The following is a 21,578-nucleotide window of genomic DNA, read 5'->3' as shown; positions in this document are numbered from 1 at the left end:
GCCGTTAAGAAGTGTCGGAGTAAAGAGCAACTGAACTGCGATCGGGTTAAGCCAACTTCTTGTTCTACACGCGGCCCCTGCTGCGCCATGCTTCGGCGCTTACCAAACCCACCCTGCCTTGGCGGCAGGATAGGCAAAATCGGGTGGCCACGTCGGGTCAAATTTTGCTGCAAAGCTTCGGGGCGGGCCTTATCGCCCCGAAACGGGAAACTGGCGTGAGTGCGTCATGCATCTAAATGCATTAACATCGCTACTTCGGGGTGAGCGAGATAACCATGGCTGCGCCCGGTACAACCGGCGTCAGGTCAGGACCAATGTCCTGCCGGCCGGTTTTTGTTGCGCAGCAGCGCCACAGGCAGTATTGTCTGCGACCCATTTCCGGTGTGCTACACATCGCACTATTTCAGGCGAAGGAGCCAACGGAGTATAAGCAATATGACTGACATTCGCAAAGATTCCGTTACATTCATCACCGTCGACGAAAACGGTGCCGATCAGCGCCTGGACAACTACCTGACGCGCCTGCTCAAGGGTGTGCCAAAAAGCCATATTTACCGCATCATCCGCTCCGGCGAGATCCGCGTGAACAAGGGCCGTGCCGACGCGATGCAGCGCCTGCAGCAAGGCGACGAACTGCGCATTCCGCCGATCCGCCTCGCCGCCAAGGCGACCGACGGTCAGGTGGTGCCCGGCGCCAACTTCCCGATCGTGTACGAGGACGACGCACTGCTAGTAATCAACAAGCCGGCCGGCGTCGCCGTGCACGGCGGCAGCGGCGTATCGTTTGGTGTCATCGAGCAATTGCGCAAGGCGCGCCCGGACGCGCGCTACCTGGAGCTGGTGCACCGCCTCGACCGCGAAACCTCCGGCCTGCTGATGATCGCCAAGAAGCGTTCGGCGCTGGTCAAGCTGCACGAGATGATCCGCAACGACGTGCCGCAGAAGCGCTACTTCGCGCTGGCGCTGGGCCAATGGCCGGACAAGATCCGCCACGTGAAGCTGCCGCTGCACCGCTTCCACACCCCGAGCGGCGAGCGCATGGTGCGCGTCGACGAGACGCTCGGCATCTACGCGCACACCATTTTCACGGTGCAGCAACGCTACCGCGACTTCACCCTGCTCGAGGCGCTGCTGCGTACTGGCCGCACCCATCAGATCCGCGTGCACATGCAGGCCAACGGCTGCCCAATTGCCGGCGACGAAAAATACGGCGATTTCAGTGCCAACCGCGAGCTGCAACGCCACGGCCTGAAGCGCATGTTCCTGCATGCGGCCAACCTGGTGTTGCCGCACCCGCTCACCGGCGAGGAGCTGCAACTGCAGGCACCGCTGCCGCCCGAACTGACCCGCTTTCTGGATACCCTACCCCAATCATGACTACCCGTTTCGATCTGATCGTGTTCGACTGGGACGGAACCCTGATGGATTCCACTGCCCACATCACCCGTTCCATCCAGGCGGCCTGCCAGGACCTCGGCCTGCCGATCCCGCCGCGCGAGCGCGCGAGCCACGTGATCGGCCTCGGCCTGGTCGACGCCATGCGCGTGGTCTGTCCCGGCCTGCCGGAGGCGCGCTACCAGGACATGGTGCAGGCCTACCGCCACCACTATCTGGCCGGCGACGAGACCATCGAGTTGTTTGACGGCGTGGCCGAAGGGTTGGCCGCACTGGAGGCCGCCGGCTACCTGCTGGCGGTGGCCACCGGCAAGAGCCGCGTCGGCCTGGACCGCGCGCTGAACGTCACCGGTCTGGCGCCGCACTTTCTCACCACCCGCACCGTCGACGAATGCCACTCCAAGCCGCATCCACAGATGCTGCTGGACATCACCGACCAGCTGGGCGTTGCGCCTGCGCGCACGCTGATGGTCGGCGACACCACCCACGACTTGCAGATGGCGCTCAACGCCGCCACCCTCAGCGTCGGCGTCAGCTACGGCGCGCATCCGGTGGAAGACCTGCTCGATTGCGAACCGCTGGCTATTTTCGATGTCTTTGACGATCTGCAGCAATGGCTGATCCAGCAGCGCAACTGATCTGCGATGCAGATGTACTGCGGGATGGCGGCAACGGCGTGCGATTCGAGATCCGGCTGCACGGCGAGACGGCGGCCGCATTTGTCATTCGTCATGGCGGCGTGGTATACGGCTACCTCAACCGTTGCCGTCATGTGCCGGTGGAACTGGACTGGCAGGAAGGTCGCTTCTTCGATGGCGACGGCGGCTACCTGATCTGTAGCATGCACGGTGCGCTGTACCTGCCGGACAACGGCTACTGCGTTGCCGGCCCCTGCCGCGGACTATCGTTGCAGTCACTCGCAGTCGCCGAGCACGAGGGTCGGATATACTATTTGCCGCAAGCCGACGGCGCCTGATGCGCGTTGCGGCCAACGTTGCGGAAGATTGAGGCAAGCATGGAGCAAGAACCCAAATGGGAGCGCCAGCTGATTGAAAAGCTGGCTGGCGCGGCACTGCTGGAACAGAAACGCACCCGCCAATGGAAGACCTTCTTCCGGCTGGCGTGGCTATTGCTGATCGGCACGCTGCTGGCGATGTTTTTCTGGCAGGACGAACAGGACAGCGGCACGCTGGGCGGCAAGCACACCGCGGTGATCTCGCTGGACGGCGCCATTGACAGTGACAGCAATGCCAGCGGCCGGCTGCTGGAAGGGCTGGAGCACGCCTACAACGATCGCAACACCAAGGGCATTATCATCCGCGCCAACAGCCCCGGCGGCAGCCCGGTGCTGTCCGGCATCGCCAATGACGAAATCCGCCGCCTGAAAAAACTGCACCCCACCATTCCGCTGCACGTGGTAGTGGAAGAAGTGTGTGCCTCCGGTTGCTACTACATCGCCGCCGCCGCCGACAAGATTCACGTCGACAAGGCCAGCATCATCGGCTCCATCGGCGTGGTGTCGGACGGCTTCGGCTTCGACAAGGCGATCGAGAAGCTCGGCATCGAGCGCCGGCTGACCACCGCCGGCAGCAACAAGGCAATGAACGACCCGTTCTCGCCGCGCGACCCGCAGCAGCAGGCCATCCACCAGTCGCTGCTAGACGAAATCCACCAGCAGTTCATCGCGGTGGTGAAGCAGGGGCGCGGCAGCCGGCTGAAGGCCGACGCCGAAGTCTTCAGCGGCCGGGTATGGCTGGGCAGCGGCAGCATCGCGCTGGGACTGGCCGATGACCTGGGCTCGGTCAGCTCGGTGGCGCGCGAGCAGATCAAGGCCGAAGAGCTGGTCGACTTCACCCCCAGCGACGGCCTCGGCGACTTTTTTGCCAAGCGCATCGGCGTCAGCTTTGCCGGCGGCATCCGCGCGCTGTTTGACACCCGCCTTTTCTGACCTCTGACACGGAGCATTCATGGCACGACGCCGCAAACAGGAAGAAGTCCACGAAAACCACGAACGCTGGCTGGTTTCCTACGCCGACTTCATCACCCTGCTGTTTGCCTTCTTCGTCGTGATGTATGCCATTTCGCAGGTCAACGAAGGCAAGTACCGGGTGCTGTCGACGTCGATGATCGACGCCTTCCGCAGCGGCAACCTGGCGATCCAGGCCACGCCGCCGTCCGGCAACGCCAATACCATGATCGAGATCCCCAACACCAAGCCGATCGCCACCGCGGTCGAGGGCCAGCAGCGGCTGCAGGAGCGTGCCCGCCTGAAACAGCTGGCCGATGACATCGGCAAGAGCCTGGCTCCGCTGATGCAGGGTGGTCAGGTCAGCATGCGCCAGGACGACGAAGGCATCCATATCGAGATCAAGGACACCGCGCTGTTCCCGGTCGGCCAGGCGCTGCCGTCCGGCAACTCGCCGCAGATCCTGTCGGCGGTGGCACAGCAGCTGGCGCAGGTGCCGAACGAGGTGCGGGTGGAAGGTTTTACCGACAATATCCCGATCCGCAACGCCTTCTTCCCGTCCAACTGGGAACTGTCCGCCGCCCGTGCCGGCAGCATCGTGCGCCTGTTCATGGAAAACGGCATCGCGCCGGAACGGCTGGTGGCCGTTGGCCGCGCCGAAACCATGCCGGTGGCCAACAATGCTTCCGCCGACGGCCGCGCCCGCAACCGCCGCGTGGCGATCACCATCATCGCCAAGACCAGCGGCAAGAGCGAGGACATCGGCGCCGCCACAGCAGCACCGGCAAATAACCTGCTACCGACCTCCGCCACCGCGCCCTGAATTACCGCCAAAGAGAGAGATCCTCCGCATGAGCACACCTGTCAGCCACGCCGCTCTGGAACAACTGTTCCTCAATGCCCGTACGCATAGCCACTGGCAAGACCGCCCGGTCAGCAAGGAAACCCTGCACCAGCTGTTCGAGCTGATGAAAATGGCACCGACCAGTGCCAACTGCTCGCCGGCACGCCTGGTGTTCGTGCAGTCGCCGGAAGCCAAGGCCAGACTCAAGCCCTGCCTGTCGGAAGGCAACCGGGACAAGACCATGGCGGCACCGGTCACAGTGATCGTCGCCATGGACCTGCACTTCTACGAGCAGCTGCCGCGCCTGTTCCCGCACACCGACGCCCGCAGCTGGTTCGCCGGCAACGATGCCGCGATCCAGAGCACCGCCATGCGCAACAGCTCGCTGCAGGGCGCCTACCTGATCATGGCCGCCCGCGCGCTGGGGCTGGACTGCGGCCCGATGTCCGGCTTCGACAACGCCGCCGTGGACGCCGCCTTCTTCCCGCAAGGCCACATCAAGAGCAACTTCCTGATCAATCTCGGCTACGGTGACGCCAGCAAGCTGTTCCCGCGCGCACCACGCCTTGGTTTTGACGACGCCTGCCAGATCCTTTAACCCTGTTGTGGCGCGAGCCGTGCTCGCGCCTTACGGAGAAAGCCATGCTTTACCCGCTGTTACGCCCCTTGCTGTTCCGCACCGATGCCGAATCCGCGCACGAAACCACCCTGTCGCTGCTGGATACCGCGTATCGCCTGCAATTGACCGGCTTGCTTAGCCGCAAGGTTGGCCGCAATCCGGTAAAAGCCATGGGCCTGACCTTCCCCAATCCGGTCGGCCTCGCCGCCGGTCTGGACAAGAACGGCGACCACATCGACGCCCTCGCCGCACTCGGCTTCGGCTTCATCGAGATCGGCACCGTGACGCCACGCCCGCAGGACGGCAACCCCAAGCCGCGCCTGTTCCGCGTGCCGGAGCACGAAGGCATCATCAACCGCATGGGCTTCAACAACAAGGGCGTCGACGCGCTGCTGGAGAACGTGCGCAACAGCCGCTTCCAGGGCATCCTCGGCATCAATATCGGCAAGAACGCCAGCACGCCGATCGAGAACGCCAAGGACGACTACCTGACCTGCCTCGACAAGGTGTACGAGTGCGCCAGCTACGTCACCGTCAACATCTCCTCGCCCAACACCAAGAACTTGCGCCAGCTGCAGCAGTCCGATGAGCTGGGCGAGCTGCTCGCCGCGCTGAAGAACCGCCAGTCGCGACTGGCCGACCAGCATGGCCGCTATGTGCCACTGGCGGTGAAGATCGCGCCGGACCTGGATGCCGAACAGACACAGGAGATCGCCCGCCTGCTGACCGAACACCAGCTGGACGCGGTGATCGCCACCAACACCACGCTGTCGCGCAGCGAGATCGCCGGCCATCCGCTGCAAGGCGAGGCCGGCGGCCTGTCCGGCGCGCCGGTACGCGAGCGCTCGACGCAGCTGATCCGCAACCTGGCGCGGGCGCTGGACGGCGCGCTGCCGATCATCGGTGTCGGCGGCATCCTGTCCGGGGCCGACGCGCAGGAGAAGATCGACGCCGGCGCCACGCTGGTGCAGCTGTACTCCGGCCTGATCTACCGTGGTCCGGGCCTGATCAACGAATGCGCCGAAGCGCTGCGCGGCAAGCGCCACGGCTGACATCCGCCCATGAAAGGAAGCATCATGAACCGCAGACTACTGCAACTGGGCGGCATCGCCCTGCTGGCCGCCGGTCTGGCCACCGGCTGCGCCAACACCTCAGACTCCGGCCAGGTCTACAGCAAGGACCAGATGCGCCAGGCGCACGTGGTCGAGTTCGGCCAGGTGATCGCCGTCAAGAACGTGCTGATGGAAGGCAACCGCAACGAGCTGCTGACCATGGGCGGTACCGCGCTGGGCGGCCTGGCCGGCAGCAATATCGGCAAGGGTAGCGGCGCCGTCGCCGGTGCCATCGTCGGCGCCATCGCCGGCGGACTGGCGGCGCAATCGGCACAACAGACGCTGAACACCAAGCCGGCGCTGGAAATCACGGTGAAGCTGGATAACGGCGGCAAGATGCTGTCCATCGTGCAGGAGGCCGATGTGCCGTTCAGCCAGGGCCAGCGCGTGCGGGTCCTGAGCGGCGGCGGCACCACCCGCGTCAGCCCGCTGTAAGCGGGCAGCACGCGCAAAAAAACAGGCACCCCGGGGTGCCTGTTTTCATGCATGGCAAGGTTGGCCGCAATCAGGGCTCGAACGCGCGCCAGCGGCCATCGTCCAGCCGCTCCAGCGGCCGGTAGCGCGTCTTGTAGGCCATCTTTGGCGATTCGGCGATCCAGTAGCCGAGATACAGATAGGACAGCTGCAGCCGGCGCGCGAGATCGACCTGCCACAGCACGTTGTAAACGCCGTAGGCGGTGCGCGGCTGGTCCGGATCGAAAAAGGTATACACCGCCGACAGGCCGTCATCCAGCCGGTCGATCAGGCTGACCATGCGCAGCACGCCCTGCTCGCGAAACTCCACCAGCCAGCTCTCGACCCGGCTTTTCAGGATGAACTCCGCGTACTGCCCCGGGTCGTCCTCCGACATGCCGCCACCGTCGTGGCGTGCCTGCTGGTAGCGGCGGTACAGCTGGAAATGCTCGTCGACAAAGCCGAGCGGCAGGATGCGCGTGCTCAGCTCGCCATGACGGCGCAGCGCGCGCCGCTGGCTGCGATCCGGCACGAAGCGCGCCACCGGAATGCGCACCGGCACACAGGCGCGGCAGGCATCGCAATACGGCCGGTAGGTGAAGTGGCCGCTGCGGCGGAAGCCCAGCCCCACCAGCTGGCTGTAGACCGTGCTGTCGATCGCTTCCGCCGGCACCGCAACCTGGGAGCGGGCCTGGCGGTCATCCAGATAGCTGCAGGCATACGGTGCCGTGGCGTAGAAATGGATGATGGCAATGGCGTCGTTATCGCGATGGCTCATGATCGTAGACGTAATCCCACACTGTATCCGGCAATGGACAACGCAGCAGCTGCTGCACCCGGGCGACAAACGGCTCTCGCCCGATCAGGCGCGCACCAAGGCTGGCGAGGTGCGCGGTCGGCATCTGGCAATCGATCAGCCCGACACCGTGGGCAAACAGATGCTGTGCCATGTGGATGAAGGCGATCTTGGAGGCGTCGCGGCGGCGGTGGAACATCGACTCGCCGTAGAACATGCCGCCGATGGCGACACCGTACAGCCCGCCGGCCAGCTCGTCGTCCATCCACACTTCAAAGGAATGGGCATAACCCTGCCGATGCAATTCAGTATAGGCAGCGATCATCTCCGCGGTGATCCAGGTGCCGCCCTGCTCGTCGCGCTGCACGGCGCAAGCCTGCATCACGGCACCGAAGGCACGGTCGGTGGTCACGCGGTAATGGCGGTTGCGCAGCACCTTGGCCATCGAGCGCGAGACTTTCAGCGCGCCCGGCTCCACCACCATGCGCTGCGATGGCGACCACCACAGGATGGGGTCTTCCGGAGAGAACCAGGGAAAGATGCCGTGCGAGTAACCGGCAAGCAGACGGGCAACGGACAGGTCGCCGCCGGCGGCCAGCAAGCCATCCGGCTCGGCCATTGCCAGCGACACGGGCGGGAATTCCAGACTCCGCCCAAGCCAGGGAATCATCGACGGAAAGGCTTGCGCTCGCTCTTGCTGCAGTCTTCGCATTCACCGTACAGATAGAGCGAGTGGTCCTGGATGCTGAAACCGTGCTGCGCGGCGATCTGGTTCTGCAGTTCCTCGATTTTCGGATCGAAGAACTCGGTCACCTTGCCGCAGCGGTAGCACACCATGTGGTCATGATGGCCGCCTTCGTTCAGCTCGTAGACCGCCTTGCCGGATTCGAAGTGATGACGAATCAGGATACCGGCCTGTTCGAACTGGGTCAGCACGCGATAGATGGTGGCCAGACCGATATCCGCATCTTCGGCGATCAGCTTCTTGTACACGTCCTCGGCCGACAGATGGCGATCCTTGCTGTTCTCGAACAGCTCCATGATACGCAGGCGCGGGCCGGTTGCTTTCAGGCCGATGTCTTTGAGATGGCTGGCTTTGTTCATCATGGGGGGTGGGTATCTTTGGTGAGTGGTCTTACAGTATGATAAAACCTTTTCCAGGATTCCCCAACCCGTACGGTGGTGTGGTCACGATGTTCAAGACAATTTCTACGCTTTTCATAACCAGCCTGCTGTTGTCCGCCTGCTCCTCGGTTAACCCGATGACCTGGTTCTCGCCTCACCGCATGGTGATCCAGCAAGGCAATTACGTGACAGAAGACGCGGTCGCCCGCGTCAAGCCGGGCATGACCCGCTCGCAAGTGCGCTTCCTGCTGGGCACCCCGCTGCTGAATGACATCTTCCATGCCGACCGCTGGGACTACCCTTACCGCATCGAGCGCCAGGGCCAGCCGGCAGAAGAAAAACGCCTGACCGTGTTCTTTGACAAGGACACCGTCACCCGCGTGGAAGGCAACGCCTTCCCGGCGACCCGCCCCGCTATCGACAACCCACCACCTGCCGGACAGAATTGATGAGCCTGAACATTGTCATCGTCGGCGCCGCTGGCCGCATGGGCCGCACGCTGATCGAATCCGTACTCGACACCCCTGAAGCCCGCCTGCACGCGGCGCTGGAACGCGAAGGGTCGCCGTTTTTCGGCCAGGACGCCGGCCTGTTCATGGGCCGCGACACTGGTGTCAAGATCAGCACCGACTTCAACGCGGCGCTGGATGGCGCGCACGTGGTGATCGACTTCACCCGCCCGGAAGGCACGCTGGCGCATCTGGCCGCCTGCGTCGAGAAAAAGGTGCAGATGATCATCGGCACCACCGGTTTTGACGACGCCGGCAAGGCCGCCATCGCCGCCGCCGGCGAGCAGATCGGCATCGTGTTTGCGGCCAACTTCAGCGTGGGGGTGAACCTTACCTTCAAGCTGCTGGACATGGCCGCCCGCGTGCTGAACGAAGGCTACGATATCGAGATCACCGAGGCGCACCACCGCTTCAAGGTGGACGCCCCGTCCGGCACCGCGCTGCGCATGGGCGAAGTGGTGGCCGAAGCCCTCGGCCGCGACCTGAAACAGTGCGCCGTCTACGGCCGCGAAGGCGTCACCGGCGAACGCGATCCGGGCACCATCGGTTTTGCCACCGTGCGCGCCGGCGACGTGGTCGGCGACCATACCGTGCTGTTCGCCGCGCTGGGCGAGCGCGTGGAGATCACCCACAAGGCCTCCAGCCGCGCCACCTTCGCCAACGGTGCGGTGCGCGCCGCCAAGTGGCTGGCCGCCAAGCCGCACGGCGTCTTCGACATGCAGGATGTGCTGGGCCTGCATTGATGCCCGCTCCGCACTGAGATGTCGGCACGCACGCTGCTGATCCTGCTGGCCAGCCTCACCGGGCTGGCCTTCTTTATTTCCCTGCTCGCCGGCGAACACGCCGCAGCCAGGTTGGCCGCCCTGTTCGCGCTGCCCGGCCACGATGCGCTGGAACGCGAGCTGCTGCTGGCGCTGCGCCTGCCGCGCGTGGTCAGTGCCGCCGCCGCCGGCGCGCTACTGGCCACCGCCGGCCTCGCCATCCAGGCCCGCTTTCACAATGACCTGGCCGAACCCGGCCTGATCGGCATCTCCGGCGGTGCGGCACTGGCCGCCGCGCTGGCGCTGGCCGCCCGCTGGCCGACGCTGGCGGTCTCCATCGCCGCCTTTGGCGGGGCGCTGGCGGCTCTGCTGCTGGTCAGCCATCTGGCCCGCGGCCGCGCCACCGCCACGCTGATTCTGGCCGGCGTCGCCGTCAACGCGCTGTGCGGCAGCCTGCTGACGCTGCTGATCAGCACCCTGCCCGATGGCGCGCTGCGCAGCGTCACCTTCTGGCTGATGGGTAGCTTTGCCGGCAGCGACGGCCGCCAGGCATGGCTGCTGGCGCTGCTGGCCGTCACCGTCACCGTGGCGCTGCAGCACCAGGGGCGCTTCCTGCAGGCGCTGCAACTGGGCGACCGTGCCGCGTTCTACAGCGGCTTCAACGTTGGCCGCAACGGTGCCGTCACCATCGCGCTGGCAGCGCTGGCCGCCGGCGTGGTGGTGTCGCAATGCGGCATGGTCGGCTTTGTCGGGCTGATGGCGCCACACATCCTGCGCCGCCTGACCGGGCTGCACCTACCGACGCTGCTGAAACTGGCGCCACTGGCCGGCGCCCTGCTCACGCTGCTGGCCGATCTGGCCGCGCGCGAACTGCTGTACCCGGCCGAGTTGCCGGTGGGGGTGATCACCAGCCTCGCCGGTGCACCGTTCTTTCTGTACCTGCTGACCCGCAAGCAGCCGACCCATGCTTGAAATCCGCCGGCTGTCGCTGCGCCACCCCGCCCCACTGCACGACATCGATTTTGCCTGCACCGCGGGCGAAGTCACCGTCATCCTCGGCCCCAACGGCGCCGGCAAAAGCACGCTGCTGCACGCCATCGGTGGCTACTACCCGGCAGCGGTGGGCGAAATCCTGCTCGCCGGCGAACCCCTCGTCGGCATCGACGCCGCCCGCCTCGCCAGCTGCCGCGCGCTGATCGAACAGCATCCGGCACGGCCGGCGGGCATGCGCGTGGCCGATCTGCTGCACATCGGCGTGGCGCAAGCCGATCGCGCGATGCTGGCGCAGGCACTGGACCTGTGCGGCTGCCAGACGCTGCTGGCACGCGACTGCGCCAGCCTGTCGGGCGGCGAACTGCAGCGCGTGCACCTGGCGCGGGTGCTGCACCAGCTGCTGGCCAGCAAGGCTGCACAGCGCTACCTGCTGCTGGACGAGCCGACCGCCGCGCTGGATATCGGCGCCGCCAACCAGCAGCTGGCAATCCTGCGGCAACTGGCGCAGCGCTGGCAGCTGGGCATGGTCGCGGTGCTGCACGACGTCAACCTGGCACTGCGCCATGCCGACAAGGTGCTGCTGCTCAAGGACGGCATGCAAATCGCCCACGGCGACACGGCACAGGTGATGACGCAGAGTCGACTGGAGCAGGTCTACGACACCCGCCTCACCGAGCTGGGCGACGGCCACGGCCAGCGCGCCTTCATCGCCTGCTGAGCGGGCAAGCGACGGCCAATGCTAAGCCGTCGGCTACACAAGAAAAGCCTATCGAAGCCCGCTGTCATTGTGCGTGCCACACTAAAAATGTCATAAAGTGCTGCCAGCACGCCATTGCGGCAGGCTACAATCGGCCAACCACCAGCGTTGCCGGCAATATCCGTGCGCCGCAGCGTTTAGCCTTTACCGCGTCGTCCGCTCCGAGTCACCGCATGAAAGACAATTTCTCCGCCGCCCCCAGTCGCCCGGCCATGATTCTGGCCGGTGTGCTGATGCTGTTGATGACGGCAGCGGCCGCGTTATTGCTGCCCTACGCCAACCAGCCCACCGCCGGCAGCAATCTGCGGCCGGTGCTGATCACCGCGCTGGCGGTCAACAACAGCATCATTGCCTACCTGATCCTGCTGCATTTCTACGTCAAGCGCCGTCCCGCCACCGGCCTGCTCGGTGCCGCGTTCGCCTACTCGGCGCTGATGGCCATCTACCAGCTGCTGATGCTGCCCGAGGTGTTTCCCGGGCAACTGGGCCTGCAACTCGGCTCGCACCTGAGCATCTGGCTGTGGTTCGCCCGCCTCGCCGGTTTTGCCATGCTGATCATGCTGGCGATGCTGTGCCTGGCGTGGCAACCGAAACCGCCACTGTCGCCGCGCCTGAGCAGCGGCTTCCTGCTCGGCTGTCTGCTGCTGGCGCTATCGCTGGTATGGCTGGTGACGCAGTGGTTGCCACCTCATCTGCCCGACCTGAGTCGACTGGTCAGCCAGCAAGGCGACTATCGGGCGCTGCGTGACAGCGGCCTGCCCATTGCCCTGCTGCTTAGCTGGGGCGGTGCACTGGCCAGCGTGCTGCTGGTCACGCGCTTGCGCAGCGCCTTTCACTGCTGGCTGGCGCTGTGCTGCTATGGTTATCTGCTGTACCTGGTGCTGGTGTTCTCCTCCAGCCAGCGGCTGACGGTCGGCTGGTATGCCTCGCGCTTTTTCGAACAGTTCGCCGCCACCATCATGCTGGGGGCCCTGCTGTTCGAGGTGTTCCGCCTGCAAAAACGGCTGCAAAGCTCCTACAGTCAGGCGTACGAGACCTCAATCCGCGACAGCCTCACCGGCCTGTTCTCCCGCCGCCACTTCGACAGCGCACTGGACACCCTCCGCCAGCGCCCACCGGAGCAGACGCGCCCGTTCACGGTGCTGATGGCCGACATCGACCATTTCAAGCGCTACAACGACAGCTTCGGCCACGTGCAGGGCGACGACTGCCTGCGGCAGATTGCCGCCTGTATGGCGCAGCAGCTGCGCGATGGCGACACCCTGGCTCGCTACGGCGGCGAGGAATTCATCGCGATCCTGGATGGCTGTGACGAGCTGCATGCGGCGCAGATTGCCGAGCGCATCCGCTGCGCGGTGGAGCAGTTGGCCATTCCCGCGGCCAGCGATACTGCGGCGCAAGCTGCGGTGGTGACCGTCAGCATCGGGCTGCATTGCCAGCCAGCAACGGCATTGACGGCGGAACACCAGCTGGTCGAGCTGGCCGACAAGGCGCTGTACCTCGCCAAGCATCAGGGCCGCAACCGGGTCTGTCGCCTGTCGGGGGCAGCCTTGCCGACGGGCTGACCGTAATATTGCCGGCGCGGCGGTCCGGCCGACGGCGGGTAGCGGCTTGCCGCCGAAGACACCGCCCCGCTAGTCATCCGCTGCCAGCCATGGCGACACATTCACAGCGGTGCCCAGCTCACAATTCACCGCCATCAGCACATCAACGACTCCCGCGCGGCGGGCTGCACAAACGACTTGTGGCCAACGTTGGCCGCAAGTTCGAAGCAGGTAACCGGCTGCTGCCGGCAGTTCAGAGGCTGGCTGCCGCCACCTCCGGATGACAGTCGAAACGCTGCTGCACCGTGCCGTCACTGTCGACACTTTCCAGCTTGACGCCGAAGCCCCACAGCCTGGCGACATGCTTCAGCACCTCCTGCGCGCTGGCCTCGTCCAGCGGTTTGCGATTGTGGCGGGTATGGCGCAGGGTCAGGCCGCGATCACCGCGCACGTTCACCGACCACACCTGGATGTTCGGCTCGCGCGAGCCGAGGTTGTACTGCTCCGACAATTTGGCACGGATCGCCTGGTAGCCCTGCTCGTCGTGAATGGCAGACACCTCCAGCTTGTCGTCGCGGTCGTCGTCGCGGATGGCAAAAAAGCGGAAATCGCGGATCAGCTTGGGTGACAGGTATTGCGAGATGAAGCTCTCGTCCTTGAAATTTTTCATCGCGAACTCCAGCACCGGCCGCCATGGTGTGCCGGCAATGTCCGGGAACCACTCGCGGTCCTCGTCGGTTGGGGCCTCGCAGATACGCTTGATGTCCTGGTACATGGAGAAACCCAGCGCGTACGGATTGATGCCGTTGTACCAGCGCGCGGTCACCGGCGGCTGGTACACCACATTGGTGTGGCTCTGCAGGAATTCCATCATCGCGCCATCGGTCAGCATCTCCTTGTCGTACAGCCGGTTCATCAGCGTGTAGTGCCAGAAGGTGGCCCAGCCCTCGTTCATCACTTGGGTCTGGCGTTGCGGATAGAAATACTGCGCCACCTTGCGCACGATGCGCACGATTTCGCGCTGCCACGGCTCCAGCAACGGCGCCGATTTTTCGATGAAATAGAGGATGTTTTCCTGCGGCTCCGACGGGAAGCGCGGCGCCGCGCGGCTGGCACCGTCCTTTTCCCGGCGCGGGATGGTGCGCCACAGGTCGTTGACCTGCAGCTGCAGGTAGTTTTCACGCTCGACCTGCCGTGCCTGCTCCTCGGCCAGCGACAGTTTCTGTGGCCGCTTGTAGCGGTCGACACCGTAGTTCATCAGCGCGTGACAGGAGTCCAGCAGCTCTTCCACCGCATCGATGCCGTAACGCTCCTCGCAGCGGCTGATGTACTGCTTTGCGAACACCAGGTAGTCGATGATGGCCGAGGCGTCAGTCCAGGTGCGGAACAGGTAGTTGCCCTTGAAAAAGCTGTTGTGGCCATAGGCGGCATGCGCGATCACCAGCGCCTGCATGGTCATGGTGTTCTCTTCCATCAGGTAGGCGATGCAGGGATTGGAATTGATCACGATTTCATAGGCCAGCCCCATCTGGCCACGCTTGTAGCCTTTTTCGGTCTGCACGAAGTGCTTGCCGAAGCTCCAGTGCTGGTAGTTGACCGGCATGCCGACCGAGGAATAGGCGTCCATCATCTGCTCGGCGGTAATGATCTCCAGCTGCACCGGGTAGGTGTCGAGGTGAAACTCGCCGTGCGCGATCTCGCGGATGGCGGCGTCGTAACGTTCAATCAGGTCAAAGGTCCATTCGGAGCCGGTAGAGATCGGTTTCATGATGCCTCGCTCTCCATATGTGTGCTGCCGGGGGCTAGCGGGTGGCAGGCTGGCGTTTGAACAGCTCGCGGAACACCGGGTAGATGTCCGCCGGCGAGCCGATCTTCTGCATCGCGAAGTGCTTGTAGTGCTCCGCCACTTTCAGGTACTCGTACCACAGGTTTTGCGGTTCGCCCTGGGTGATCTCGATATAGGCGAAGTACTGGCACCACGGCAGCAGGCTTTCCTGCATGATGCGGCCACAGTTGGCCGAGTCGCTGTCCCAGTTGTCACCATCTGAGGCCTGCGCCGCGTAGATATTCCAGTCGCGGTTGGCGTAGCGCTTCTGCACGATGTCGTGCATCAGGTTCAGCGCCGACGACACCACGGTACCGCCGGATTCGCGGGAGTGGAAAAAATCCTCCTCGCTGACCTCGACCGCACTGGTGTGGTGACGGATGAACACCACCTCGATCTTTTCGTAATTGCGCTGCAAGAACAGGTACAGCAGGATGAAAAAGCGCTTGGCCATGTCCTTTTTCGACTCGTCCATCGAGCCGGACACGTCCATGATGCAGAACATCACCGCCTGGCTGGTCGGCTTGGGCTGCTTGACACGGTTGTTGTAGCGCAGGTCGTAGGGATCGATGAACGGGATGCGGTTGACCTTCTCGCGCAGTGCGTGGATGCGCTTGCGCCGCTCGCGCACCTCCGGACCGGAGTCCGCGTCGGACTCCAGCAGCGTGTCGAGGTCTTCTTCCGCCTCGCGCAGCTGGCGCAGCGTCGGTGCCCCCATCGCCACCCGGCGCGCCAGCGCGCTGCGCAGCGAACGCACGATGCTGATATTGGCCGGCGTGCCGTCATTGGTATAGCCGGCGCGCACCGACTTCATTTCCTCAATACCCATCAGCTGGGTCTTGATCAGGTTGGGCAGCGCCAGATCCTCGAAAAACACGTTCATGAATTCTTCGCGCGACAGCTGGAAGGCAAAGTCGTCCTCGCCCTCGCCTTCGTTACTGGCTTTGCCGCCGCCACCGCCGGCGCCACCGCCCTGCGGACGGTTGATGCGGTCGCCACGGATGAACTCCTCGTTGCCGGGGTGGACCTGATCATTACGGCCACCGCGGCCATGATGAAAATTCGGCTCGGAGATGTCCTTTACCGGAATGGACACGCTCTCGCCGCTATCGATATCGGTGATGCTGCGTCCCTTGATGGCCTTGCCGACGGCCTCCTTGATCTGGGCCTTGAAGCGGCGCAAAAAACGCTCGCGGTTGACCGCCGACTTGTTCTTGCCGTTGAGTCTTCTGTCGATGATATTCGACATGATTGTCTCCTAGCCTTGTGTGCGGTACGCACGTTGGCCGCAGGCCCCGCGGCCAACGTTGGCGCCGCTATTGCTCAGGACGACTTGCGCACCCGCAGATACCATTCGCACAGCAAGCGGACCTGCTTCGGGGTATAGCCTTTGGTCACCATGCGGTTGACAAAGTCTTCGTGCTTTTTGGCCTCATCCGCGCTGGCCTTGGCATTGAAGCTGATCACCGGCAGCAGCTCCTCGGTATTGGAGAACATTTTCTTCTCGATGACCGTGCGCAGCTTCTCGTAACTGGTCCAGGTCGGGTTCTTGCCGGCATTGTTGGCCCGTGCCCGCAACACGAAGTTGACGATCTCGTTGCGGAAGTCTTTCGGGTTGGAGATGCCGGCCGGTTTCTCGATCTTTTCCAGTTCGGCGTTGAGCGAGTTGCGGTCAAAGCTTTCGCCGGTATCCTGGTCGCGGTACTCCTGGTCCTGAATCCAGTAATCGGCAAAGGTCACGTAACGATCAAAAATGTTCTGGCCGTACTCGGAGTAGCTTTCCAGATAGGCGGTCTGGATTTCCTTGCCGATAAATTCGACATACTTCGGTGCCAGAAACTCCTTGATAAAGGTGAGATATTTCTGCTCCAGCTCCGGCGGAAACTGTTCGCGCTCGACCTGCTGCTCCAGCACGTAGAGCAGGTGTACCGGGTTGGCCGCCACCTCGGTGTGGTCGAAGTTGAACACCTTGGACAGGATCTTGTAGGCGAAGCGGGTCGACAGCCCGCTCATGCCTTCGTCGACGCCGGCAAAATCGCGGTATTCCTGCTGCGACTTGGCCTTCGGATCGGTGTCCTTCAGGTTTTCACCGTCATAGACCTGCATCTTGCTGAACAGGCTGGAGTTTTCCGGATCCTTCAGCCGCGACAGCACCGAAAACTGGGCCATCATCTTCAGGGTGCCCGGTGCGCACGGCGCGCCGCCCAGCGACGAGTTACGGATCAGCTTGTCGTAGATGCGGGTTTCGTCGGTGACGCGCAGGCAGTACGGCACCTTGACGATGTAGATACGGTCGAGGAAGGCCTCGTTGTTCTTGTTGTTGCGGAACTGCTTCCATTCGCTCTCGTTGGAGTGGGCGAGGATGATGCCGTCAAACGGAATGGCGCCAAAGCCTTCGGTGCCCTTGAAGTTGCCCTCCTGGGTGGCGGTCAGCAGCGGGTGCAGCACCTTGATCGGCGCCTTGAACATTTCCACGAATTCCAGCAGCCCCTGGTTGGCCAGGCACAGGCCGCCGGAGTAGCTGTAGGCATCCGGGTCATCCTGGGCGTAGCTTTCCAGCTTGCGGATATCGACCTTACCCACCAGCGAGCTGATGTCCTGGTTGTTTTCGTCGCCCGGCTCGGTTTTGGCCACCGCCACCTGTTTCAGCACCGAGGGATAACGCCGCACCACGCGGAACTGGCTGATGTCGCCGTTGAATTCGTGCAGCCGCTTCACCGCCCACGGGCTGGGAATGCCACGCAGGTAGCGGCGCGGAATGCCGTACTGCTCTTCCAGGATCGGGCCGTCCTCGTCGTAGTTGAACAGCCCCAGCGGCGATTCGTTGACCGGGCTGCCCTTGATGGCATAGAACGGCACCCGTTCCATCAGCTCTTTCAGCTTCTCGGCGATGGAGGACTTGCCGCCGCCGACCGGCCCCAGCAGATAGAGAATCTGCTTCTTCTCTTCCAGCCCCTGCGCAGCATGGCGGAAGTAGGACACAACCTGCTCCACCACTTCTTCCATGCCGTAAAAGTCACGGAATGCCGGGTAAACACGGATGATTTTGTTGCTGAAGATGCGTGACAGGCGGGGATCATGACGGGTATCGACCACTTCCGGCTCGCCCACCGCCATCAGCATGCGTTCGGCCGCAGACGCATAGGCTGTGCGATCCTGCTTGCACAGTTCCAGATACTCCTGAATGGTCAATTCTTCTTCGCGAGTGCGATCGAAACGGGAAGCGAAACTGCTGAAGATGTCGGGGCTCATGGCTTAACCCTCCTGCTGGAGGCAAGCGGAGCGGGAACGGTGCCAATCGCACCGTTCTTCCCCCTTGCCAAGTTATCAGTGGACTAACAAGCTGCATCTGTTTTTTTGGGTATAGCACAGTAGCGCTGCTGCAAATAAAAAAAGCCGCCATTCCAGCGACTTTTTTAGTACAAGCAATTTATGCAGGTGAATTAACTAGCGTTTGATAATTTTTGCGCCGATTTCATACAGCTTGCCGCGCTCCACTTCATTGCAGCGGCGCACCTCCACCACGGTTTCGAACGGTTTGCTGTACACCGCGCCGACCGGCGGCACGATGATAGTGACTTCCAGAATTTCGCCGAATTGCGGCACGAACGCAGAGCGGATGGCGAGGCCATCCACCGACAGATCCACGCATTCGCCATAGTGGGTTTCGCCGGTATGGCGCGATTTCATCTTGGCACGGCAGCCCATGCGCAGGCGTTTGCCGCCACGACGCTCGTGATGCGCGTCAAAGGGCTTCACAGCGCAGCTCTCCGCGTTGCCATGCGGCCAACCAGTGCAGGCCGACCAGGCTCTTGCTATCGCAGATACGGCCATCCAGTGTCATCGTCATTACCTCGGCCAGTGGCACAGTCAGCACTTCCAGAAATTCGCCCTCGTCCAGCTGCCGCTCGCCGGCGGTCAGCGCGGTCGCCAGATAATAGTGAATCACTTCATCAGAATAGCCGATGCACGGATACGCCTTGCCCAGATAAAACCAGTTGGCCGCCCGGTAACCGGTTTCTTCCAGCAGTTCGCGCTTGGCGGTCGCCAGCGGCGCCTCCTGCGGATCGATCTTGCCGGCAGGGATCTCCAGAAAAGTGCGCGCCAGCGGATAGCGGAACTGGCGCTCCAGCAGCAGCTTGCCGTCATCGGATAGCGCCAGCACCGCCACCGCACCGGGGTGACGGATGTACTCGCGCCAAGCCGGGCTACCGTCCGGCAATGCCACGCTATCGCGCTGCACCTTGATGAAGCCGCCGCTGAACACCTGCTCGCCGGCCAGTTTCTTTTCAGTCAGATCCACGAACTTCCTTTCGCTTGCGCCACTGTCGCAACACGGCACATTGCCATAACAGCATCACGATAACATATCCGCCAAGGCCCAAGGCCAGTCCCAGCGCCGGCACCCCCACCACCAGCGGCCACCCCATGTGCATGGTCCACGCCAGCACCGCATGCTGCCATTGCCACAGGTGTTCGCCATCGAATACCGGGAACGGCGGCATGACCAGTTCGCCATTGATGCCCAGCAGCAGCTTGCCCAATTCGAAGGCCAGGTAGTACAGCGGCAGATAGGTCAGCGGATTGGTATACAGGGTGCAGGCCAGCGCCACCGGCAGGTTGATGCGAAAAAGCAACGCCAGCAGCGCCGCCGTCAGCATCTGCGTCGGCCCCGGCATCAGCCCGGAAAACAGGCCGACCGCCACCGCCAGCGCCACCTTGCGCCGCTGCAGGCTCCACAGCGCGGGATGGCCCAGATACGGGGCCAGCGGCCGCAGCAGGGCCGAATTGGCCAGCCACTCTCCCGGGTGCGGCATACGCCGCAATAACCAGCGTTTGACACTCATCGCTAACCCGCGTCCTTTCCGTGACCGGCAGCGCCGCGCCGGTCAATAAAAATAAAACAAGCGTTTGACTTAAACGGACGTCGCTGTGCACACTACGCCCCAGCACACGGTTTTGTGCCGCCACCCCAATACGACACGAGAGACGACCCGTTGCATCCGGGCCGTGCATTAATACGGAGACCATCATGCCCGCTTATCAAGCACCGCTGCGCGATTTTGACTTTGTCCTGAACGAGCTGATCAAAGTTCAGGATACCCTGCCCTCGCTGCCGGGTTATGAAGAAGCTACGCAGGACATTTTCTCGTCTTATCTGGAGGCGGCGGCACAATTCTGCGAGAACGAACTGGCACCGCTGAACCGTCCGGCCGACGAAGAAGGCTGCACCTTCGACGCCGCCACCAAGTCGGTAACCACCCCGGTCGGCTTCAAGGAAGCGTACAAGCAGTTCTGCGAGCTGGGCTTCACCGCACTGGACTGCGACCCGGCCTACGGCGGCCAAGGCATGCCCAAGACGCTGTCGTTCCCGATCATCGAGATGCAGTGCTCGGCCAACGTGGCGTGGTCGATGTACCCCGGCCTGAGCCACGGCGCCTACTCCGCTATCCACGCCCACGGCAGCGACGAGCAGAAAGCCACCTACCTGCCGCATCTGGTCGATGGCAGCTGGACCGGCACCATGTGTCTGACCGAGCCGCACTGCGGCACCGATCTCGGCCTGCTGAAAACCAAGGCCGAACCCAACGGCGATGGCAGCTACAGCATCAGCGGCACCAAGATCTTCATCTCCGCCGGCGAGCACGACATGGCCGACAACATCATCCACCTGGTGCTGGCACGCTTGCCGGACGCACCGAAGGATGTGAAGGGCATCTCGCTGTTCATCGTGCCGAAATTCCACGCCGACGGCAGCCGCAACAGCGTGTACTGCGGCAGCTTGGAACACAAGATGGGCATCAAGGCCAACGCCACCGCGGTGATCAACCTCGACGGCGCCAAGGGTTACCTGATCGGCGAAGCCAACAAGGGCCTGGCCTGCATGTTCACCATGATGAACGCCGCCCGCCTCGGCTGCGGCATGCAGGGCCTGGGCCTCGGCGAAGCCGCGTTCCAGGGCGCGCTGAGCTATGCCAAAGACCGCCTGCAGATGCGCGCCATGGCCGGCGCCAAGTTCCCGGAAAAGGCCGCCGACCCGATCATCGTGCACCCGGACGTGCGCCGCATGCTGCTGACGCAGAAGGCCTACACCGAAGCCGGCCGTGCGCTGGCCGCGCTGCTGGCGCTGCAGCTGGACATCGAAGAGAAGCACCCGGACGCCAACGCGCGACAGGATGCCGCCGACCTGGTGGCGCTGCTGACCCCGGTGGCCAAGGCCTTCATGACCGACAACGGCTACACTGCGGCCAACCTTGGCATGCAGGTATTTGGCGGCCACGGCTTCATCCGCGAATGGGGCATGGAACAGCTGGTGCGCGACTGCCGCATCTCGCAGATCTACGAAGGCACCAACGGCATCCAGGCCATCGACCTGCTCGGCCGCAAGGTGTTGCTGGATCAGGGCCAGAAGCTGCGCAAGTTCACCAAGCAGATCCACAAGTTCTGCCAGGCCAACGAAGGCAACGCGCAGCTGGCCGAGTTCGTCGCCCCGCTGGCCAAGCTACTGAAAGACATCGGCGACATCACCATGGGCATCGGCATGGCGTCAATGAAGGACCGCGACGAAGCCGGCGCCGCCGCCAGCGACTACCTGCGCCTGCTCGGTCACCTGACCTACGGCTGGCTGTGGGCGCGGATGGCGGAAGTGGCCTACGCCAAGCTGGAAACCGGTGGTGACGACTTCTACAAGGCCAAGATTGCCACCGCCCGCTTCTACTTCGCCAAGCTGCTGCCGGAAGTGGAAGCACTGAAAGCCACCATCAAGAGCGGCGCCAAGCCGCTGATGACGCTGGCGGACGAGCACTTCGCCTTCTGATCGCGCACTGCTGGCGGTCACGACAAAAGGCAGCCTGCGGGCTGCCTTTTTTGCGTCCGGCT

General features: G+C 63.4%; 23 protein-coding genes. 14 read left to right on the top strand and 9 right to left on the bottom strand.

What is annotated here, in order from left to right; all coding sequences use genetic code 11:
• Positions 1–435 precede the first annotated feature (435 nt).
• The 8 genes from C8E02_RS14180 to C8E02_RS14145 are packed head-to-tail and all read left to right on the top strand — an operon-like array spanning position 436 to position 6,371.
• Complete coding sequence (locus C8E02_RS14180) at positions 436–1,377, top strand: RluA family pseudouridine synthase (RefSeq protein ID WP_120811729.1); 942 nt, start codon at positions 436–438, stop codon at positions 1,375–1,377.
• Entirely contained in the window at positions 1,374–2,033 is a 660-nt protein-coding gene (locus tag C8E02_RS14175) for an HAD-IA family hydrolase (protein WP_120811726.1), read from the top strand. The genes C8E02_RS14180 and C8E02_RS14175 overlap by 4 nt, the downstream gene beginning before the upstream one ends.
• Positions 2,009–2,371 carry a Rieske (2Fe-2S) protein gene (locus C8E02_RS14170; protein ID WP_120811723.1) on the top strand — a complete coding sequence of 121 codons (363 nt, stop codon included), beginning with the start codon at positions 2,009–2,011 and terminating at the stop codon, positions 2,369–2,371. The genes C8E02_RS14175 and C8E02_RS14170 overlap by 25 nt, the downstream gene beginning before the upstream one ends.
• A 39-nt stretch (positions 2,372–2,410) precedes the next feature.
• Positions 2,411–3,343: a S49 family peptidase gene (locus tag C8E02_RS14165; RefSeq protein WP_120811721.1), complete on the top strand. Its 933-nt coding sequence runs from the start codon at positions 2,411–2,413 to the stop codon at positions 3,341–3,343.
• Between the two features lie 19 nt (positions 3,344–3,362).
• Entirely contained in the window at positions 3,363–4,184 is an 822-nt protein-coding gene (gene motD / locus C8E02_RS14160) for a flagellar motor protein MotD (RefSeq protein ID WP_120811718.1), read from the top strand.
• Between the two features lie 28 nt (positions 4,185–4,212).
• Complete coding sequence (locus C8E02_RS14155) at positions 4,213–4,803, top strand: malonic semialdehyde reductase (RefSeq protein WP_120811715.1); 591 nt, start codon at positions 4,213–4,215, stop codon at positions 4,801–4,803.
• A gap of 44 nt (positions 4,804–4,847) precedes the next feature.
• A complete protein-coding gene (locus C8E02_RS14150) occupies positions 4,848–5,876 on the top strand; it encodes a quinone-dependent dihydroorotate dehydrogenase (RefSeq protein WP_120811712.1) in 1,029 nt (342 codons plus the stop codon).
• Between the two features lie 24 nt (positions 5,877–5,900).
• Positions 5,901–6,371: an outer membrane lipoprotein gene (locus C8E02_RS14145; protein WP_245961164.1), complete on the top strand. Its 471-nt coding sequence runs from the start codon at positions 5,901–5,903 to the stop codon at positions 6,369–6,371.
• Positions 6,372–6,441: 70 nt separating this feature from the next.
• Here the strand turns inward: C8E02_RS14145 and C8E02_RS14140 are convergent, their stop codons facing one another.
• From C8E02_RS14140 to fur, 3 genes are read right to left on the bottom strand one after another with little or no spacing between them, the layout of a single operon-like run.
• Positions 6,442–7,167 carry an arginyltransferase gene (locus C8E02_RS14140; RefSeq protein WP_120811710.1) on the bottom strand — a complete coding sequence of 242 codons (726 nt, stop codon included), beginning with the start codon at positions 7,165–7,167 and terminating at the stop codon, positions 6,442–6,444.
• Positions 7,151–7,816 (bottom strand): leucyl/phenylalanyl-tRNA--protein transferase, encoded by a 666-nt coding sequence (gene aat / locus C8E02_RS14135; RefSeq protein WP_245961163.1) that lies wholly within the window; start codon positions 7,814–7,816, stop codon positions 7,151–7,153. The genes C8E02_RS14140 and aat overlap by 17 nt, the downstream gene beginning before the upstream one ends.
• Positions 7,817–7,851: 35 nt before the next feature.
• On the bottom strand, positions 7,852–8,289 hold the full coding sequence (fur, locus tag C8E02_RS14130) for a ferric iron uptake transcriptional regulator (RefSeq protein WP_202902742.1): 438 nt from the start codon (positions 8,287–8,289) through the stop codon (positions 7,852–7,854).
• Between the two features lie 158 nt (positions 8,290–8,447).
• On the opposite strand from fur, the gene C8E02_RS14125 reads away from it, so the two are divergent.
• From C8E02_RS14125 to C8E02_RS14105, 5 genes are all read left to right on the top strand, one after another.
• The gene (locus tag C8E02_RS14125; protein ID WP_245961162.1) at positions 8,448–8,759 is read left to right on the top strand and encodes an outer membrane protein assembly factor BamE; all 312 of its coding nucleotides are present in this window, start codon (positions 8,448–8,450) and stop codon (positions 8,757–8,759) included.
• Positions 8,759–9,562 (top strand): 4-hydroxy-tetrahydrodipicolinate reductase, encoded by an 804-nt coding sequence (dapB, locus tag C8E02_RS14120; RefSeq protein ID WP_120811704.1) that lies wholly within the window; start codon positions 8,759–8,761, stop codon positions 9,560–9,562. The genes C8E02_RS14125 and dapB overlap by 1 nt, the downstream gene beginning before the upstream one ends.
• Before the next feature lie 18 nt (positions 9,563–9,580).
• The gene (locus tag C8E02_RS14115; RefSeq protein ID WP_120811701.1) at positions 9,581–10,552 is read left to right on the top strand and encodes a FecCD family ABC transporter permease; all 972 of its coding nucleotides are present in this window, start codon (positions 9,581–9,583) and stop codon (positions 10,550–10,552) included.
• Positions 10,545–11,291 (top strand): ATP-binding cassette domain-containing protein, encoded by a 747-nt coding sequence (locus C8E02_RS14110; protein WP_120811698.1) that lies wholly within the window; start codon positions 10,545–10,547, stop codon positions 11,289–11,291. The genes C8E02_RS14115 and C8E02_RS14110 overlap by 8 nt, the downstream gene beginning before the upstream one ends.
• Positions 11,292–11,503: 212 nt before the next feature.
• Positions 11,504–12,895 carry a sensor domain-containing diguanylate cyclase gene (locus C8E02_RS14105; protein WP_120811695.1) on the top strand — a complete coding sequence of 464 codons (1,392 nt, stop codon included), beginning with the start codon at positions 11,504–11,506 and terminating at the stop codon, positions 12,893–12,895.
• A 232-nt stretch (positions 12,896–13,127) separates the two neighbouring features.
• Here C8E02_RS14105 and C8E02_RS14100 read toward each other — a convergent pair whose 3' ends face one another.
• The 6 genes from C8E02_RS14100 to C8E02_RS14075 form a co-directional block, all read right to left on the bottom strand.
• Positions 13,128–14,642: a SpoVR family protein gene (locus C8E02_RS14100; protein ID WP_120811693.1), complete on the bottom strand. Its 1,515-nt coding sequence runs from the start codon at positions 14,640–14,642 to the stop codon at positions 13,128–13,130.
• Between the two features lie 34 nt (positions 14,643–14,676).
• Positions 14,677–15,948 (bottom strand): YeaH/YhbH family protein, encoded by a 1,272-nt coding sequence (locus C8E02_RS14095; protein WP_120811690.1) that lies wholly within the window; start codon positions 15,946–15,948, stop codon positions 14,677–14,679.
• Positions 15,949–16,022: 74 nt separating this feature from the next.
• Positions 16,023–17,951: a PrkA family serine protein kinase gene (locus C8E02_RS14090; protein ID WP_047967172.1), complete on the bottom strand. Its 1,929-nt coding sequence runs from the start codon at positions 17,949–17,951 to the stop codon at positions 16,023–16,025.
• 195 nt (positions 17,952–18,146) lie between these two features.
• A complete protein-coding gene (locus C8E02_RS14085) occupies positions 18,147–18,458 on the bottom strand; it encodes a PilZ domain-containing protein (RefSeq protein WP_238377308.1) in 312 nt (103 codons plus the stop codon).
• Positions 18,445–19,002: an NUDIX domain-containing protein gene (locus tag C8E02_RS14080; protein ID WP_047967173.1), complete on the bottom strand. Its 558-nt coding sequence runs from the start codon at positions 19,000–19,002 to the stop codon at positions 18,445–18,447. The genes C8E02_RS14085 and C8E02_RS14080 overlap by 14 nt, the downstream gene beginning before the upstream one ends.
• Positions 18,989–19,546: a DUF2062 domain-containing protein gene (locus tag C8E02_RS14075; RefSeq protein ID WP_120811917.1), complete on the bottom strand. Its 558-nt coding sequence runs from the start codon at positions 19,544–19,546 to the stop codon at positions 18,989–18,991. The genes C8E02_RS14080 and C8E02_RS14075 overlap by 14 nt, the downstream gene beginning before the upstream one ends.
• Before the next feature lie 185 nt (positions 19,547–19,731).
• On the opposite strand from C8E02_RS14075, the gene C8E02_RS14070 reads away from it, so the two are divergent.
• Positions 19,732–21,516 carry an acyl-CoA dehydrogenase C-terminal domain-containing protein gene (locus C8E02_RS14070; protein WP_120811684.1) on the top strand — a complete coding sequence of 595 codons (1,785 nt, stop codon included), beginning with the start codon at positions 19,732–19,734 and terminating at the stop codon, positions 21,514–21,516.
• Positions 21,517–21,578: the final 62 nt, after the last annotated feature.

The sequence above is a fragment of the Vogesella indigofera genome, assembly GCF_003633895.1.
Classification (GTDB): Bacteria; Pseudomonadota; Gammaproteobacteria; order Burkholderiales; family Chromobacteriaceae; genus Vogesella; species Vogesella indigofera.
This window is presented reverse-complemented; position numbering and strand designations above follow the sequence as displayed.

Excerpts from the sequence above, each read along its gene's own strand:
- C8E02_RS14180 (WP_120811729.1), top strand. The coding sequence starts at position 436 with ATGACTGACATTCGCAAAGATTCCGTTACATTCATCACCGTCGACGAA.
- C8E02_RS14175 (WP_120811726.1), top strand. The coding sequence starts at position 1,374 with ATGACTACCCGTTTCGATCTGATCGTGTTCGACTGGGACGGAACCCTG.
- C8E02_RS14170 (WP_120811723.1), top strand. The coding sequence starts at position 2,009 with ATGGCTGATCCAGCAGCGCAACTGATCTGCGATGCAGATGTACTGCGG.
- C8E02_RS14165 (WP_120811721.1), top strand. The coding sequence starts at position 2,411 with ATGGAGCAAGAACCCAAATGGGAGCGCCAGCTGATTGAAAAGCTGGCT.
- motD (WP_120811718.1), top strand. The coding sequence starts at position 3,363 with ATGGCACGACGCCGCAAACAGGAAGAAGTCCACGAAAACCACGAACGC.
- C8E02_RS14155 (WP_120811715.1), top strand. The coding sequence starts at position 4,213 with ATGAGCACACCTGTCAGCCACGCCGCTCTGGAACAACTGTTCCTCAAT.
- C8E02_RS14150 (WP_120811712.1), top strand. The coding sequence starts at position 4,848 with ATGCTTTACCCGCTGTTACGCCCCTTGCTGTTCCGCACCGATGCCGAA.
- C8E02_RS14145 (WP_245961164.1), top strand. The coding sequence starts at position 5,901 with ATGAACCGCAGACTACTGCAACTGGGCGGCATCGCCCTGCTGGCCGCC.
- C8E02_RS14140 (WP_120811710.1), bottom strand. The coding sequence starts at position 7,167 with ATGAGCCATCGCGATAACGACGCCATTGCCATCATCCATTTCTACGCC.
- fur (WP_202902742.1), bottom strand. The coding sequence starts at position 8,289 with ATGAACAAAGCCAGCCATCTCAAAGACATCGGCCTGAAAGCAACCGGC.
- C8E02_RS14125 (WP_245961162.1), top strand. The coding sequence starts at position 8,448 with ATGACCTGGTTCTCGCCTCACCGCATGGTGATCCAGCAAGGCAATTAC.
- dapB (WP_120811704.1), top strand. The coding sequence starts at position 8,759 with ATGAGCCTGAACATTGTCATCGTCGGCGCCGCTGGCCGCATGGGCCGC.
- C8E02_RS14115 (WP_120811701.1), top strand. The coding sequence starts at position 9,581 with ATGTCGGCACGCACGCTGCTGATCCTGCTGGCCAGCCTCACCGGGCTG.
- C8E02_RS14110 (WP_120811698.1), top strand. The coding sequence starts at position 10,545 with ATGCTTGAAATCCGCCGGCTGTCGCTGCGCCACCCCGCCCCACTGCAC.
- C8E02_RS14105 (WP_120811695.1), top strand. The coding sequence starts at position 11,504 with ATGAAAGACAATTTCTCCGCCGCCCCCAGTCGCCCGGCCATGATTCTG.
- C8E02_RS14100 (WP_120811693.1), bottom strand. The coding sequence starts at position 14,642 with ATGAAACCGATCTCTACCGGCTCCGAATGGACCTTTGACCTGATTGAA.
- C8E02_RS14095 (WP_120811690.1), bottom strand. The coding sequence starts at position 15,948 with ATGTCGAATATCATCGACAGAAGACTCAACGGCAAGAACAAGTCGGCG.
- C8E02_RS14090 (WP_047967172.1), bottom strand. The coding sequence starts at position 17,951 with ATGAGCCCCGACATCTTCAGCAGTTTCGCTTCCCGTTTCGATCGCACT.
- C8E02_RS14075 (WP_120811917.1), bottom strand. The coding sequence starts at position 19,546 with ATGAGTGTCAAACGCTGGTTATTGCGGCGTATGCCGCACCCGGGAGAG.
- C8E02_RS14070 (WP_120811684.1), top strand. The coding sequence starts at position 19,732 with ATGCCCGCTTATCAAGCACCGCTGCGCGATTTTGACTTTGTCCTGAAC.